We start from the raw sequence: 15287 nt of genomic DNA, 5'->3' as shown, positions 1-15287 counted from the left end.
GCTCTGCAACCTTAATCCTTGAATTGTGGAACAACATTGGCCTTTTCAATCAGCTCGATGGGCAGTAAATATTCGTGGTCGTCTACGACCAGAACAACATCTTCCTGCTCAACACCGATTAACTGGCCTTTGAATTTTCGACGCCCATCGAAAGGCATGCGCAGACGCAACTCGATAATGTGATTTGCGTACTGTTGGAATTGTTCGAGTGTGAATAACGGACGATCCATGCCAGGAGATGATACTTCAAGCACATACTCCTGAGTGATCGGATCTTCTACGTCCATCACTGCACTGATCTGGCGGCTCACCTGAGCACAATGGTCGACGTTAATACCGTCGGCGTGATCAATAAAAATACGCAACAGGGAACGACGCCCCTGCGGCAGAAACTCCAGGCCCCAGAAGTCGAATCCCATGGATTCCACGACCGGCTTCAACAGTTCAATTAACTGCGTATCTTTTGCCAAAAAACTACCCTCACCACAAACAAAAACTGGGCAACATTGTGCCCAGTCCGCTACTGCCTGACGCAGACCGGAACCCGGCTTTTACGCAGGATTCCTTTGACGCCTGAGCGGTATAAAACCGTTCAGGTTGCTCAGGAAAGCAACTACTAAAAAGCCCCTGACTTGAGGGGCTTTTTAGTAGTGCTCTCTAAAAGCACGCGCATTATAGGCGCTTTAAACAGAAAAAGCGAACAGAGGTTCGCTTTTCCGGAATAAGTTGGTGCGGATGGCGAGACTCGAACTCGCACGAGCTAGGCTCACCACCCCCTCAAGATGGCGTGTCTACCAATTTCACCACATCCGCACTACAGGTCGCCAATCTTACTTGGCGGCGTCTTCAGCTGCTGGTTTATCAGCGGCTGATGCATCCAGTTCCGGAGCATCTGACGACGGCGCGTATTCTTCCACAACTGGGGTATCTTTCTCAAGCTTTTCAATCACTTCCTGACTAGGAATTCCCAAATCAGAGACAGATTCTGCTTTTTGCTTGGCGTAAACACCCAGTGCCAGACTGGTAATGAAGAATGCAGCCGCCAGAATGGCGGTGCTGCGGCTCAGGAAGTTACCCGATCCACGACTACCGAAAACAGTTTGTGACGCACCACCACCGAATGAAGCACCAGCGTCTGCGCCTTTACCCTGCTGCAGCATCACAAAGCCAATGATGCCCAATGCCAGCAGAATGTGTACAACCAGAATAATCGATTCCATAACGACCCTTAAGCCCGACAGATACCAGTAAATTCAGTGGCGTCGAGCGATGCACCGCCGACCAGACCACCATCAATATCCGGCTGAGCAAACAACTCAGCCGCATTGGCAGCTTTTACACTGCCGCCATATAAAATCCGGGTTTTTTCCGCCACGTCCGCGCCAACCTGCTGCAACTGCGCACGGATAAACGCATGAATGGCCTGCGCCTGTTCCGGGGTTGCGGTCTCACCGGTGCCGATCGCCCACACCGGCTCATACGCCAGCACGATACGATCCCAGTCAGCCACCGCCAGATCACGGATCAGCAACGCCATCTGCGCTGCCACCACCGCTTCTTCGCGACCCGCTTTGCGCTCGTCCAGCGTCTCACCGACACAGACAACAGCCACCAGACCATGCGCCAGCAACTGACGGGTTTTCGCCAGCACCAGCTCATCGCTTTCGCCATACAGAGTGCGGCGTTCAGAATGACCGACAATGGCCATCTGACAGCCCACATCCGCCAGCATGGCTGCCGACACCTCACCGGTAAATGCACCCGCTTCTTCGGCGGCTACATTCTGTGCGCCCACAGACACGCCAGACCCGGCAAGGGTCTGAACAGCCTGAGCGAGATACGGGAATGGCGGGAACACGGCAACATCACACTCGCTGCCCAGCTGTCCCAGAACACCTGTCAACAACTGCTCGGTTGAGGTAACCGAGGCATTCATTTTCCAGTTTCCGGCAACTAACAGACGACGCATGAGGCTTCCCAAAATTCAAAGAGCGCAGATACTATCCAAGAAGCCCACGGGAGACAAGGGAAAGCGGCCATATCAGGCCAGCTCTGCCTCGACCACCGCCGCCAGCGTTTTCGCCTGAGCCTCAACCAGCGCAGCGTCTTCACCCTCAACCATCACCCGCACCACAGGTTCGGTACCGGACGGACGCAGCAACACTCGGCCACGGCCTTTCATCGCATCTTCGGCCGCGGCCACCGCCGCCTGAATACCCGCGTGCGCGTTAATATCCACCGCTTTGGTGCGACGAACGTTAATCATGGTCTGCGGCATTTTCACCATGCGCGATTGCCATTCATGCAGCGACACTCCACTGTCGGCCACAGCCTGCAAAACCTGCAGCGCTGCAACAATACCATCCCCCGTGGTGTTGGCATCCAGACACAGTAAATGCCCGGACGATTCGCCACCGAATCGCCAGCCGTGCTCGTTCAGCATCTGCAGTACGTAACGGTCACCAACTTTCGCCCGCAGGAAAGGAATACCCAGATCTTTAAGACCAAGCTCAAGCCCCAGATTGCTCATCAGGGTGCCGACCACGCCACCCGCCAGCCGCCCCTGCGCATGGGCATGAGTGGCAATAATAAACAGCAGCTGATCGCCATCGAGCAGATTACCGAGGTGATCGACCATCATGACCCGGTCGCCATCACCATCAAAGGCAATACCCAGATCGGCCTGCTCGGCCAGTACACGGGCACGCAGGGCTTCAGGTTCTGTCGAACCCACTCCGTCATTGATGTTCAGACCATCAGGCTGAGTACCCAACGTGATGATCTGCGCACCCAACTCACTGAACACAGCCGGCGCAATCTGATAGGTCGCACCATGGGCACAGTCGAGCACAATTTTGAGGCCTCGCAGATTCAGCGAATTCGCCGTGGCTTTGCAGAATTCAATATAACGGCCAGCCGCATCATTAATGCGACGGGCTTTGCCCAGCTGAGCGGACTCCACACACGTCATCGGCTTATCGAGCCAGGACTCAATCGCCAGCTCGGTTTCATCCGGTAATTTCTCACCGCTGGCAGAAAAGAATTTGATGCCGTTATCGTAATAGGGGTTGTGCGAGGCACTGATCACAATACCGGCCTGCGCACGAAAAGTACGGGTCAGATAAGCAATCCCCGGCGTCGGGATCGGCCCCAACAGTCCGATATCAACACCAGCAGCCGCCAGACCAGCCTCTAACGCAGACTCGAACATGTAGCCGGAGATGCGCGTATCCTTGCCAATCATAATTTTACTTTTGCCCTGCTCGGCGAACACTTTGCCTGCCGCCCAACCGAGTTTCATGACGAATTCCGGTGTAATCGGATGCTCTCCAACACGACCACGAACACCATCTGTTCCGAAATACTTTCTTGTCATTACTATCCCTCAGAACCTTCTTTCAAAGTGGCGCGCACAACACGGATGGCCTCTGCCGTTTCCCTGACGTCGTGCACACGCAAAATTTTCGCGCCCTTCATGGCGCAGATCACAGCACCAGCAACACTGCCAAGCAGACGCTGATCGGCACCGGCAACCCCCGTCGCCTCTCCGATCATGCGCTTGCGTGACAACCCCGCCAACACAGGTAAACCCAGCGAGCGCAGATGCTCCAGCCGGTTCAGCAGGCGGTAATTATGCTCGTGCGATTTACCAAAGCCAAAGCCCGGATCGATCAGAATGCGACCTTGGTCAATTCCTGCCGCTTCACAGCGGATAACCTGTTGCCGCAGAAAGGCGAAAACCGCCTCTTCGATGGGCTCGTCATAATGCGGAGCCTGCTGCATGACCTGAGGCTCGCCTTTCATGTGCATAATGCAAATGGGTAAACCGCTGGCAGCTGCGACATCCAGCGCACCGTGGCGGGTAAACGAACGCACATCGTTCAGCAAATGCGCTCCGGCTGCGGCACTTGCCTGCATAACCTGAGCACTGCTGGTATCAACCGAGATGGCAACATCCAGTCTTTCGGCAATCGCAGCCACCACAGGTATCACACGATCCAGCTCTTCCTGCTCTGACACAGGAGCAGCCCCCGGACGGGTCGACTCGCCACCGATATCCAGAATATCCGCGCCATCCAACAGCAGCTGCTCTGCCCGTTTAAGCGCACGATCCAGTGAGTTAAAGCAACCGCCATCCGAAAACGAATCCGGCGTGACATTAAGAATCCCCATCACTCGAGGCAAGGACAAGTCGAGCGAGCGGTTACCGCATTTCAGTTCCACAGGCAAAATCCACAAACCAACAATTCAGAATCAGGAAAAAAGAAAAGCGGCCGAAGCCGCTTTCCGTTACCGCAGGCGCTGGTATCAGCTCTGCTCACCAGCCGCATCACCGACCGCATCATTATGACCGTCACGGGCCATATCGCGGCTTTCCTCGGCAGGCGCTGAAGGGCCCGAGCCGTTATTGCCCGACCAGGCTTTCGGCGGACGCGGTTTATGACCATTCATGATGTCATCAATCTGATCGGCATCAATGGTTTCATATTCCATCAGTGCGTCCTTCATCAGCTCCAGCTTGTCTCGGTTGTCGACCAGAATCTGAGTCGCACGCTGATAGCAGGTATCGAGCAGCGATTTCACTTCAGAATCGATCACACGGGCTGTTTCATCCGACAGATGCGACAACTGACGGCCACCACTGCTGCCGAGGTAGCCGTTCTGTTCTTCTTCGGTGTACAACTGCGCACCGAGTTTTTCGGACAGCCCCCACTTGGTGACGTAGTTGCGCGCGTATTTGGTCGCACGCTCAATATCATTGGAGGCACCGGTCGTTACGCCATCCATACCCAGCGTCAGCTCTTCCGCAATACGGCCACCGTACAGGGAACAAATATTACTTTCGATACCACGCTTACTGATGGAATGACGATCTTCTTCCGGCAGGAACATGGTCACACCCAGCGCACGGCCGCGCGGAATGATGGAGACCTTGTAAACCGGATCATGCTCCGGCACCAGACGCCCCACGATGGCATGGCCAGCTTCGTGATACGCGGTGTTTTCCTTTTCTTTCTCAGACATCACCATGGTCTTACGCTCGGCGCCCATCAGGATTTTATCCTTGGCTTTCTCGAACTCTTCCATGGTGACCAGATTGCGGTTGGCACGGGCAGCAAACAACGCCGCTTCGTTCACCAGATTCGCCAGATCAGCACCTGAGAACCCCGGAGTACCACGGGCAATCACGGAGGCGTTCACATCATCAGCCACCGGCACCTTACGCATGTGCACACCCAGAATCTGTTCACGGCCGCGGATATCCGGCAGACCAACCACCACCTGACGGTCAAAACGGCCCGGGCGCAGCAGCGCAGGGTCGAGTACGTCCGGACGGTTGGTTGCGGCAATCACAATGATGCCGTCATTGACTTCGAAGCCGTCCATCTCAACCAGCAGCTGGTTCAGCGTCTGTTCGCGCTCGTCATTACCGCCACCAATACCCACACCACGGGAACGACCCACGGCGTCGATTTCGTCGATAAAGATGATACAAGGCGCCTGCTTCTTGGCCTGATCAAACATATCCCGTACACGAGAGGCACCGACACCGACAAACATTTCTACGAAGTCGGAACCGGAGATAGAAAAGAAAGGTACACGGGCTTCACCGGCAATGGCTTTGGCCAGCAGGGTTTTACCAGTACCAGGCTGCCCCACCATAAGCACACCACGAGGGATCTTACCGCCCAGCCGCTGGTATTTACCCGGATCACGCAGGAACTCGACCAGCTCTTTTACGTCTTCTTTGGCTTCATCGCAGCCAGCTACGTCTTCAAAGGTGGTTTTGATCTGATCTTCGCTGAGCAGCTTGGCTTTGCTCTTACCAAACGCCATTGGGCCACCCTTACCACCGGCGCCGCCCTGCATCTGCCGCATGAACAGCATGAACACCGCGATAATGATCAGGATCGGCAGAGACGCCAGCAACAGCTGAGTAAAGAAGCCCTGCTTTTCAGGTTTCTCGCCCACCACCTGAACGTGATTATCCAGCAAGGTGTCCATCAGCTTGTCATCGTAACCCGGCAGGATGGTTTCAAAGCCCTCACCGCTGGAATTCAGCCCCGTGATGGTCTGCCCGGCAATCGTAACCCGTTCAACCTGACCACTCTGCACCGCAGAGATGAACTCAGAGTAGGACAGCTCTTTGCCCCGCCCCACGTTCTGAAAGTTGTTGAACACCATCATCAGGACAGCCGCTATCACTGCCCACAAAATGAAATTCTTTGCCATACGCGGCACCACCTCACTGGCTGTCGTCAGCCGGCCTGATGCCGGTGACCCCAAGACTGATTAGCTTAGCAAGCAATAACTAAGCGCGGAAACCTTTCCCGACCACATACACCTCGCGGGAGCGCGCCCGGGATGCTTTAGGCTTACGGATAAACACTTTACTGAAGGAGTTACGGACCTCTTTGATGTACTCATCAAAGCCGTCCCCCTGGAACACTTTGGCGACGAACTGACCATTGGGCTTCAGTACCTGACGCGCCATATCCAGCGCCAGCTCCACCAGATACATGGAGCCGGGCTGATCAATAGACGCCTGACCACTCATATTGGGGGCCATGTCCGAGATTACAAGGTCCACCGGACGTCCGTTGACAATTCCCATCAGTTCTTCAAAAACAGATTCTTCCGTAAAGTCGCCCTGAATGAAATTGACGTCGACTATCGGATCCATTGGCAGAATATCAGACGCGATGATCACGCCGTTGCCCTGCAGCTTGCGTGACACCACCTGTGACCAGCCACCTGGGGCCGATCCCAGATCGATGATGGTCATTCCGGGCTTGATGAGCTGATCTTTTTCGTCCAGTTCAATTAACTTGTAGCTTGCCCGGGTACGGTAACCGTCCTGCTGGGCTTTCTGAACATAGATGTCTTCAACGTGCTCACGCAGCCATTCAGCACTGCTTTTTGAACGCGCCATGCAGGCTCCTGCTTAACTCTGGGGTATAATGGGGTATTGCTTCCCGGTTCAGACCGGGAACCTCTCATTCTATCACTGAAAACCGGGCTTCCGAACTTATATGGCAATAACCAACGAACAGAAAAAGGCCTACCGGGCGATTGGTCATACCCTGAATCCAATCGTCACTGTCGCCAGCAACGGTCTGACAGAAGGCGTTATCGACGAACTGAACCGCGCTCTGGATGACCACGAACTCATCAAGATCAAGGTATCCGTCGGCGACCGCGAGGTGAAGAAAGCCGTGATTGAAGAAATTCTGCGCATCACTGGCGCGGAAATGCCGCAACAGATTGGCAACACCGCCCTGCTGCTGCGCCGCAATCCGAAGGCCAATCCTAAGCTGTCCAACCTGAAGCGTTAATTCAGGTCTCGCCGGGAGACCACTCCCGGCTCACCACCCGAGCTGGTGAAATCATCAGCCACCAGATGCCCAGCACGGACAATGCGTGCACCACCATCATCTGCAGCTTCCACCAGGGAAGCAGAGCAAAATACATAACTGACAGCAGAGTCATCACCAGCAACAGCTGCAACGGTGTTTCCCGCCAACGTAATAAGCTTGCCCATCGGGCCAGCAACAACATCAGCAAACCACTGACCAGCCCCAGCCCAACCATCACATTCATGATCTCCATACCATGGGCCGGGAAAAACCCCCGATGCTCCAGCAACGGCCGGACGATATAGGCACATCCCCACAGGCCACCCAGCCAGAAGGTACGCAACAGAATTAAATAATGCCGGGTCATAGGTCATTTCCTTACTCTCATTGAGCAAAGCTTACAACAAAGGTTGGCTGGAAGACGGGGACTATTTCAGGTGATAATGCGGACAACTCGCACAGGCTTCAGGGCGCTCCTATAGCCGATACCAGTAATAACAAGGGTTATATTATTAATGTCGAATATTGTTATCTCAGGAACCGGTCTGTTTGTTCCGCCGCACGTCATCACCAATGAAGAACTGGTAGCGGCCTTCAATCAATACGTAGACAACTTCAACCAGAAGAACGCCGCCGCCATCGAAGCGGGCGACGTTCAGGCTCTGGCTCATTCAAGCCCGGAATTTATCGAGAAGGCATCCGGCATCAAAGCCCGTTATGCCATGTACAAAGATGGCATCATCAACCCGGATATCATGCACCCTGTGTTCCCGATGACCCAGGAAGGTTCGACTCCGGAAATGGTGACCATGGGCGTTGCCGCAGCGCGTGATGCCATGGCACAGGCCGGTAAAACTGCCGCTGATATCGACATGATCGTGGTTTCCAGCACCTTCCGTCAGCGCGACTATCCGGGCATGTCCGTCGAAATTCAGCGCGAACTGGGCATCGAAGGCTTCGCCTACGACATGGGTATCGCCTGTTCATCAGCCACCTTTGGCCTGATCAACGCCTACACCGCCCTGAAAGCCGGTACTGCCAAATGCGTACTGTTCGTGAACCCGGAATTCACCACGCCAGGCCTGAATTTCAAAGACCGCGACAGTCACTTTATTTTCGGCGACGTAGCAACCGCCGCCATTCTGGAACCGGAAGAAACCGCCAAGCCAGAACACGCTTTCCGCATTCTGCACACCAAGCAGTTCACTCAGTATTCCGACAACATCCGCTGTGAAGCGTCTTACGCCGACTACTGTTTCGAAAACGTACCGGAAGACCGTTACGCCTTTAAGCAGCAGGGTCGTAAGGTGTTCAAGGAACTGCTGCCACTGGTGACCAACTTTATTGAGGGACAGCTGGCCGACAACCAACTCGAAGCATCCGCCCTGAAGCGCATGTGGTTGCACCAGGCCAACGTCAACATGAATCTGTTCGCCGTGAAAAAACTGCTGGGCCGCCTGCCGGAAGGCAACGAGGCACCTGTGGTTCTGGATGAATTTGCCAACACAGCGTCATCCGGTTCTGTGATCGCGTTCCACCGTTATCAGGACGATTTCGTCAGCGGCGATAAAGGTCTGATCTGCTCTTTCGGTGCCGGTTACTCCATCGGCAGCCTGCTCGTCGAAAAACTCTGACGCGCAAGACCCGCCGGCGCTCCGGCGGGTTATTTATTCCGTAATTTCAAAAAACCTTCATTGGTCATCAAGCTGTAATTGTGTCACTGTGATCGCATAATCATGGTGGTATTAATAAAGAGGACAATACATGACCCGCCAAAGCAGTTTCACCCGGGACGAATTACTGGCCTGTGGCCGCGGCGAATTATTCGGGGAAGGCAACGCCCGGTTACCACTGCCAAACATGCTGATGATGGACCGTATCACCCTCATCAGTAACGAAGGCGGCGCTTACGGCAAGGGCCAGATTGTCGCTGAACTGGATATCAATCCGGACCTGTGGTTCTTCGGTTGCCACTTTGAAACCGACCCAGTGATGCCTGGCTGTCTGGGCCTGGATGCCATGTGGCAACTGGTTGGCTTCTTCCTCGGCTGGCGTGGTAACCCGGGACGCGGTCGCGCACTGGGCTCTGGTGAAGTGAAATTCCGTGGTCAGGTTCTGCCAACCGCCAAAACCGTCACTTACCGCATCGACATCAAGCGTGTGATGGAACAGAAACTGGTGATGGGCATCGCCGACGCCCGCATGGAAGTGGATGGCCGGGAAATTTACAGTGCCAAAGACCTGCGCGTAGGCCTGTTTACCTCCACAGAAGACTTCTGATGGTCAAATGGCTCTGTCATTGCTGACAGAGCCAATCAACGGTTTTTTAAGTCTGAATTTCCAGTAAAATCGCCGCTCCCAAACTGTGAGAGCGTATCGTGGGACAGATTATTCAGACCGAAATGACCGTTCTGGTCACGCCGGATATGGCAAACTTTTCCGGAAACATGCACGGCGGCGAGCTGCTCAAGCTGCTCGACAAAGTCGCCTACACCTGCGCCATGCGCTACAGCGGCCACTACGCCGTCACCCTGTCGGTCGACAACGTACTGTTTAAACAACCCATTCACATCGGTGAGCTGGTCACCTGCCTGGCAACCGTGAACTACACGGGCAATACGTCCATGGAAATCGGCATTAAAGTGATTGCCGAAGACATCCGCCAGAAAACAGTACGTCACACCCACACCTGCTTCTTCACCATGGTGGCCATGGGCGAAGACAACCGTCCGACGCCTGTGCCCAAGCTCGAGCCAACGTCGGAAGTTCAGATTCGCCGCTGGAACAAAGCCCTGAAACGTCGCCAGGCGCAGAAACGTCTGCAGGATATGATGAAAGCCATTGAGCGTGATGACGGCTCTGATGACTTCGACGACATCCCGCTGATCAAATGCCCCTGAGCAGCCCGAACCACAGGCATAAAAAAACCGCGCAATGCGCGGTTTTTTTATGGAGCCAGCACCATCAGATGTGCTTAACCTCATCAATTTCGTATTCCACGATACCGCTTGGTACCTGAACACGGACCACATCGCCTTCTTCTTTACCGACCAGCGCACGCGCGATGGGTGAGGTAATGGAGATGCGGTTGGCTTTGATGTCGGCTTCGTCTTCGCCCACGATACGGTATTCAACAGCGTCGTCAGTTTCAGTGTTAATGATGCTGACGGTACTGCCGAACAGTACCTTGCCGGTATGCGCGATGGATTTGATATCAATGACCTGTGCGTTCGACAGTTTGCCTTCAATATCCTGAATACGGCCCTCGATAAAACCCTGCTGTTCACGCGCCGCGTGATACTCAGCGTTTTCTTTCAGATCACCGTGTTCACGCGCTTCTGCGATGGACGCAATCACCTTCGGACGATCGATCGTCTTCAGACGCTGCAGTTCATCACGCAGAGCTTTTTCCCCTTCAACCGTCATGGGAAATTTTTGCATTCTGCTCCGACTCCTAAAATGTGCAGGCGACCATTAAATGGTCGCGTGCAGTTCCTGTAAACGATGAACTTCTTTCAGACCTTCTGAGCGCAGGCCTTCCACAACCGCTTCTGCACCGGCCAGCGTGGTGGTGCAGTACACTTTGTGCTGCTGGGCACTGCGACGGATGTCGGCAGAGTCAGCAATCGCCTGAGCACCATCGGTGGTGTTAACCACCAGAGAGATCTCATCGTTCTTAATCATATCCACAATGTGCGGACGACCTTCGGTGACCTTGTTCACACGCTCAACGGCAACACCGGCTTCGCGCAGAACACGGGCAGTACCTTCAGTGGACACCACACGGAAGCCCTGTTCGATCAGGCCCTTGGCAACCGATACCGCGCCTGGCTTATCGGCTTCACGCACCGACAGGAAGGCAACGCCGCCTTCCGGCAGTTTGGCACCAGCACCCAGCTGAGCTTTATAGAACGCTTCGCCGAAGGATTTGCCAGCACCCATCACTTCGCCGGTGGACTTCATTTCTGGTCCAAGAATCGGGTCAACACCCGGGAACTTGGCAAACGGGAATACCGCTTCTTTCACAGAGAAGTAAGGCGGAATGATTTCCTGAGTGAAGCCCAGCTCTTTCAGCGATTTACCGGTCATCACCTTGGCTGCAATTGCGGCCAGGGAAGTACCGATGCACTTGGAGACGAATGGCACGGTACGGGAAGCACGCGGGTTTACTTCGATCACGTAAATCTCGCCATCCTGCCAGGCCAACTGAGTGTTCATCAGACCGACAACGCCCAGTTCCATCGCCATGGCGGCAACCTGCTCTCGCATTTTGTCCTGCACGTCTTTTGGCAGGCTGTACGGAGGCAGAGAACAAGCCGAGTCACCAGAGTGAATACCGGCCTGTTCAATGTGCTGCATGATACCGCCGATGACAACCTGTTCGCCGTCACAGATGGCGTCGATATCGACTTCCACTGCGCGATCCAGGAAGTAATCCAGCAGCACCGGAGAGTCGTTGGACACTTTCACCGCTTCTGTCATGTAACGACGCAGAGAGGCTTCGTCGTTCACGATTTCCATCGCACGGCCACCCAGAACGTAGGATGGACGCACCACCAGCGGGTAACCGATTTCAGCGGCTTTCACCACGGCTTCTTCAGCGGAGGTAACAGTGGCGTTCACCGGCTGCTTCAGACCCAGACGCTGGATCATCTGCTGGAAGCGTTCACGGTCTTCCGCACGGTCGATAGCTTCCGGAGAAGTACCGATGATAGGCACGCCCGCGGCTTCCAGTTCGTCGGCCAGTTTCAGTGGTGTCTGCCCACCGTACTGCACGATCACGCCTTTTGGTTTTTCTTTGTCGACGATTTCCAGCACGTCCTCCAGAGTCACAGGCTCGAAGTACAGACGGTCGGAGGTGTCGTAGTCGGTAGAAACGGTTTCCGGGTTACAGTTCACCATAATGGCTTCGTAACCTTCTTCTTTCGCTGCCAGTGCGGCGTGCACACAGCAGTAGTCGAATTCGATACCCTGACCAATGCGGTTCGGGCCACCGCCGAGAACGATGATTTTCTCGCGGTCAGATGGATTCGCTTCACACTCTTCTTCGTACGTGGAGTACATGTAGGCAGTGTCAGTGGCGAATTCAGCGGCACAGGTGTCTACACGCTTGTACACCGGACGAATGCCCAGCTTCTGACGCTGCTTGCGGAAGGTTTTCTCGGTCACGCCCAGCAGAGTCGCCAGACGTGCGTCGGAGAAGCCTTTACGCTTCAGACGGTAAATACGGTCAGCATCCATGGTGCTCAGGCTGCTCTGGGCAACGGCGGCTTCTTCTTTGATCAGATCTTCGATCTGCACCAGGAACCAACGGTCGATGGCTGAGTGCTGGAATACTTCTTCAACGGTCATGCCCAGACGGAACGCATCACCCACGTACCAGATACGCTCAGAGCGCGGGGTACGCAGTTCGGATACCACTTTGTCTTTGGCAGTCGGGTCGTTGATATCGACTTTAGGATCGAAACCGGTAGAGCCCACTTCCAGACCACGCAGGGCTTTCTGCAGGGATTCCTGCTGAGTACGGCCAATAGCCATCACTTCGCCCACGGATTTCATCTGAGTGGTCAGACGGCCATCAGCCTGCGGGAATTTCTCGAAGGTGAAACGTGGGATCTTGGTCACCACGTAGTCGATGGACGGCTCGAAAGACGCCGGGGTACGACCGCCGGTGATGTCGTTCTGCAGTTCATCCAGGGTGTAACCGACCGCCAGCTTGGCCGCCACTTTGGCAATCGGGAAACCGGTTGCTTTAGACGCCAGAGCAGAAGAACGCGATACGCGCGGGTTCATTTCGATCACGACCATACGGCCGGTGTTCGGGCAGATACCGAACTGAACGTTGGAACCGCCGGTTTCCACACCAATTTCACGCAGCACCGCCAACGAGGCGTCACGCATGATCTGGTATTCTTTGTCGGTCAGGGTCTGTGCAGGTGCCACCGTGATGGAGTCACCGGTGTGCACGCCCATCGGGTCGAAGTTTTCGATGGAACAGATGATGATGCAGTTGTCGTTTTTATCACGCACAACTTCCATCTCGTACTCTTTCCAGCCGATCAGGGATTCGTCGATCAGCAGCTCGTTGGTTGGCGATAGGTCCAGACCACGGGCACAGATTTCTTCGAATTCTTCTTTGTTGTACGCGATACCGCCACCAGAACCACCCATGGTGAAGGATGGACGGATGATGCACGGGAAGCCCAGAGTCTTCTGCACTTCACGGGCTTCTTCGATGCTGTGCGCGATACCGGCACGTGGGCACTCAAGGCCGATTTTTTTCATCGCCTTGTCGAAACGGTTACGGTCTTCGGCCTTGTCGATGGTGTCGGCGTTGGCACCGATCATTTCCACACCGAATTTTTCCAGTACGCCAGCGGCTTCCAGACCCAGAGCACAGTTCAGTGCCGTCTGACCGCCCATGGTTGGCAGCAGCGCATCCGGACGTTCTTTCTCGATGATCTTGGCAACCGCGTCGACAGTGATCGGCTCGATGTAAGTCGCATCGGCCATGGACGGGTCGGTCATGATGGTGGCCGGGTTAGAGTTCACCAGAATAACGCGGTAACCCTCTTCACGCAGGGCTTTACAGGCCTGAGCGCCGGAGTAGTCGAATTCACAGGCCTGGCCGATTACGATCGGGCCGGCACCGATGATCAGAATACTTTGAATGTCAGTACGTTTTGGCATGTCTCAGTCAGTCCTGTTATTGGGCGGCCTTGGCGGCAGTCATCAGATCAATGAAGCGGTCGAACAGCGGAGCAACGTCCTTCGGACCAGGGCTGGCTTCCGGGTGACCCTGGAAGCTGAACGCCGGCTTGTCGGTGCGGGCAATACCCTGCAGCGTGCCGTCGAACAGAGATTTGTGAGTCGCCTTCAGATTGGCAGGCAGAGTTTCCTCTTCCACCGCAAAACCGTGGTTCTGAGAGGTGATCATCACTTTGCCAGACTCCAGATCCTGCACCGGGTGGTTACCACCGTGGTGACCGTGCGGCATCTTCACAGTCTGTGCGCCAGAGGCCAGCGCCAGCAGCTGGTGACCCAGACAGATACCGAAGACAGGAATGTTGGTTTCCAGGATGTCCTGAATGGCTTTGATGGCGTAATCACACGGAGCCGGGTCGCCAGGGCCGTTGGACAGGAACACGCCGTCCGGATTCATCGCCAGCACGTCAGCGGCCGGGGTTTTGGCCGGAACCACGGTCAGGTCGCAACCGCGCTCGGCTAATAAGCGCAGGATGTTGCGCTTAACGCCGTAGTCGTAGGCCACGACTTTGAATTTAGGCGCAGATACTTCGCCGTAGCCTTTACCCAGAACCCAATCGGTTTCAGTCCAGGTGTAGGCTTCTTTGACGGTCACTTCTTTCGCCAGATCCATGCCTTTCAGACCAGGGAAGGCTTTGGCTTCAGCCAGTGCCTTGGCAATGCTTTCTTCAGAGTGAGCGTCCGCACCGGCCAGAATGGCGCCATTCAGGGAGCCTTTTTCACGCAGGATACGGGTCAGACGACGGGTGTCGATATCGGCAATACCCAGAACGTTGCGTTCTTTCAGGTAAGCATCGAGGGCTTGTTCATTGCGGAAATTGGAAGCAATCAGGGGGAGATCGCGGATCACGAGACCTTTGGCGTAAATGCCATTGGATTCTTCGTCTTCACTGTTGGTACCGTAGTTACCAATATGTGGATAGGTTAAGGTAACGATCTGGTTTGCGTAGGAAGGGTCAGTCAGAATTTCCTGATAACCGGTCATGGAGGTGTTGAACACCACCTCTCCTACCGACAGACCTTCGGCACCGATACTGGTGCCCTTGAAGATGCTGCCGTCCTGAAGAGCAAGAATGGCTGGCGTAGACAAGGCTATATCCCCGAACTTTAGAAATAAACTTGCAGACAGACGCACCGGGCTGTGGAAGCTGCGCTCGTAAAAAA

At 54.9% G+C, this 15287-nt stretch carries 15 protein-coding genes and 1 tRNA gene; 4 read left to right on the top strand and 12 right to left on the bottom strand.

Annotation, left to right across the window (positions count from 1 at the left end; genetic code table 11):
• Positions 1 to 11 precede the first annotated feature (11 nt).
• From rimP to rlmE, 8 genes are all read right to left on the bottom strand, one after another.
• Positions 12 to 419 carry a ribosome maturation factor RimP gene (gene rimP / locus ACQUQU_RS03285; protein ID WP_430463008.1) on the bottom strand — a complete coding sequence of 136 codons (408 nt, stop codon included), beginning with the start codon at positions 417 to 419 and terminating at the stop codon, positions 12 to 14.
• A 308-nt stretch (positions 420 to 727) separates the two neighbouring features.
• Positions 728 to 813 (bottom strand) — tRNA-Leu (locus tag ACQUQU_RS03280).
• A 17-nt stretch (positions 814 to 830) separates the two neighbouring features.
• On the bottom strand, positions 831 to 1220 hold the full coding sequence (gene secG / locus ACQUQU_RS03275; protein ID WP_430461824.1) for a preprotein translocase subunit SecG: 390 nt from the start codon (positions 1218 to 1220) through the stop codon (positions 831 to 833).
• A gap of 8 nt (positions 1221 to 1228) precedes the next feature.
• Positions 1229 to 1969, bottom strand: a complete 741-nt coding sequence (gene tpiA, locus ACQUQU_RS03270) for a triose-phosphate isomerase (protein ID WP_430461823.1) — start codon at positions 1967 to 1969, stop codon at positions 1229 to 1231.
• 72 nt (positions 1970 to 2041) lie between these two features.
• A complete protein-coding gene (glmM, locus tag ACQUQU_RS03265) occupies positions 2042 to 3376 on the bottom strand; it encodes a phosphoglucosamine mutase (protein WP_430461822.1) in 1335 nt (444 codons plus the stop codon).
• Positions 3377 to 3378: 2 nt separating this feature from the next.
• The gene (folP, locus tag ACQUQU_RS03260) at positions 3379 to 4224 is read right to left on the bottom strand and encodes a dihydropteroate synthase (RefSeq protein ID WP_430461821.1); all 846 of its coding nucleotides are present in this window, start codon (positions 4222 to 4224) and stop codon (positions 3379 to 3381) included.
• 84 nt (positions 4225 to 4308) lie between these two features.
• Positions 4309 to 6234 carry an ATP-dependent zinc metalloprotease FtsH gene (gene ftsH / locus ACQUQU_RS03255; RefSeq protein WP_430461820.1) on the bottom strand — a complete coding sequence of 642 codons (1926 nt, stop codon included), beginning with the start codon at positions 6232 to 6234 and terminating at the stop codon, positions 4309 to 4311.
• Positions 6235 to 6313: 79 nt separating this feature from the next.
• Positions 6314 to 6934: a 23S rRNA (uridine(2552)-2'-O)-methyltransferase RlmE gene (gene rlmE / locus ACQUQU_RS03250; protein ID WP_430461819.1), complete on the bottom strand. Its 621-nt coding sequence runs from the start codon at positions 6932 to 6934 to the stop codon at positions 6314 to 6316.
• Positions 6935 to 7034: 100 nt separating this feature from the next.
• On the opposite strand from rlmE, the gene ACQUQU_RS03245 reads away from it, so the two are divergent.
• Positions 7035 to 7337 (top strand): YhbY family RNA-binding protein, encoded by a 303-nt coding sequence (locus tag ACQUQU_RS03245; RefSeq protein ID WP_430461818.1) that lies wholly within the window; start codon positions 7035 to 7037, stop codon positions 7335 to 7337.
• Between the two features lies 1 nt (position 7338).
• Here the strand turns inward: ACQUQU_RS03245 and ACQUQU_RS03240 are convergent, their stop codons facing one another.
• Positions 7339 to 7725 carry a hypothetical protein gene (locus tag ACQUQU_RS03240; protein WP_430461817.1) on the bottom strand — a complete coding sequence of 129 codons (387 nt, stop codon included), beginning with the start codon at positions 7723 to 7725 and terminating at the stop codon, positions 7339 to 7341.
• A gap of 148 nt (positions 7726 to 7873) precedes the next feature.
• On the opposite strand from ACQUQU_RS03240, the gene ACQUQU_RS03235 reads away from it, so the two are divergent.
• From ACQUQU_RS03235 to ACQUQU_RS03225, 3 genes are all read left to right on the top strand, one after another.
• Positions 7874 to 8992 (top strand): beta-ketoacyl-ACP synthase III, encoded by a 1119-nt coding sequence (locus tag ACQUQU_RS03235; RefSeq protein ID WP_430461816.1) that lies wholly within the window; start codon positions 7874 to 7876, stop codon positions 8990 to 8992.
• Between the two features lie 130 nt (positions 8993 to 9122).
• Positions 9123 to 9638 (top strand): 3-hydroxyacyl-[acyl-carrier-protein] dehydratase FabA, encoded by a 516-nt coding sequence (fabA, locus tag ACQUQU_RS03230; protein WP_430461815.1) that lies wholly within the window; start codon positions 9123 to 9125, stop codon positions 9636 to 9638.
• Positions 9639 to 9736: 98 nt separating this feature from the next.
• Positions 9737 to 10258, top strand: coding sequence for an acyl-CoA thioesterase (locus ACQUQU_RS03225; protein WP_430461814.1), 522 nt, complete (start codon positions 9737 to 9739; stop codon positions 10256 to 10258).
• 64 nt (positions 10259 to 10322) lie between these two features.
• Here the strand turns inward: ACQUQU_RS03225 and greA are convergent, their stop codons facing one another.
• Genes greA through carA form a run of 3 tightly spaced genes read right to left on the bottom strand, consistent with a single transcriptional unit; the run spans position 10323 to position 15213 of the window.
• A complete protein-coding gene (gene greA, locus ACQUQU_RS03220; RefSeq protein ID WP_430461813.1) occupies positions 10323 to 10799 on the bottom strand; it encodes a transcription elongation factor GreA in 477 nt (158 codons plus the stop codon).
• A gap of 33 nt (positions 10800 to 10832) precedes the next feature.
• On the bottom strand, positions 10833 to 14048 hold the full coding sequence (gene carB, locus ACQUQU_RS03215) for a carbamoyl-phosphate synthase large subunit (RefSeq protein ID WP_430461812.1): 3216 nt from the start codon (positions 14046 to 14048) through the stop codon (positions 10833 to 10835).
• A 16-nt stretch (positions 14049 to 14064) separates the two neighbouring features.
• A complete protein-coding gene (carA, locus tag ACQUQU_RS03210) occupies positions 14065 to 15213 on the bottom strand; it encodes a glutamine-hydrolyzing carbamoyl-phosphate synthase small subunit (protein WP_430461811.1) in 1149 nt (382 codons plus the stop codon).
• Between the last annotated feature and the right edge of the window lie 74 nt (positions 15214 to 15287).

Origin of the sequence: Thalassolituus sp. LLYu03 (genome assembly GCF_050507655.1) — a bacterium.
Lineage (GTDB): Bacteria > Pseudomonadota > Gammaproteobacteria > Pseudomonadales > Oceanobacteraceae > Venatoribacter.
This window is presented reverse-complemented; position numbering and strand designations above follow the sequence as displayed.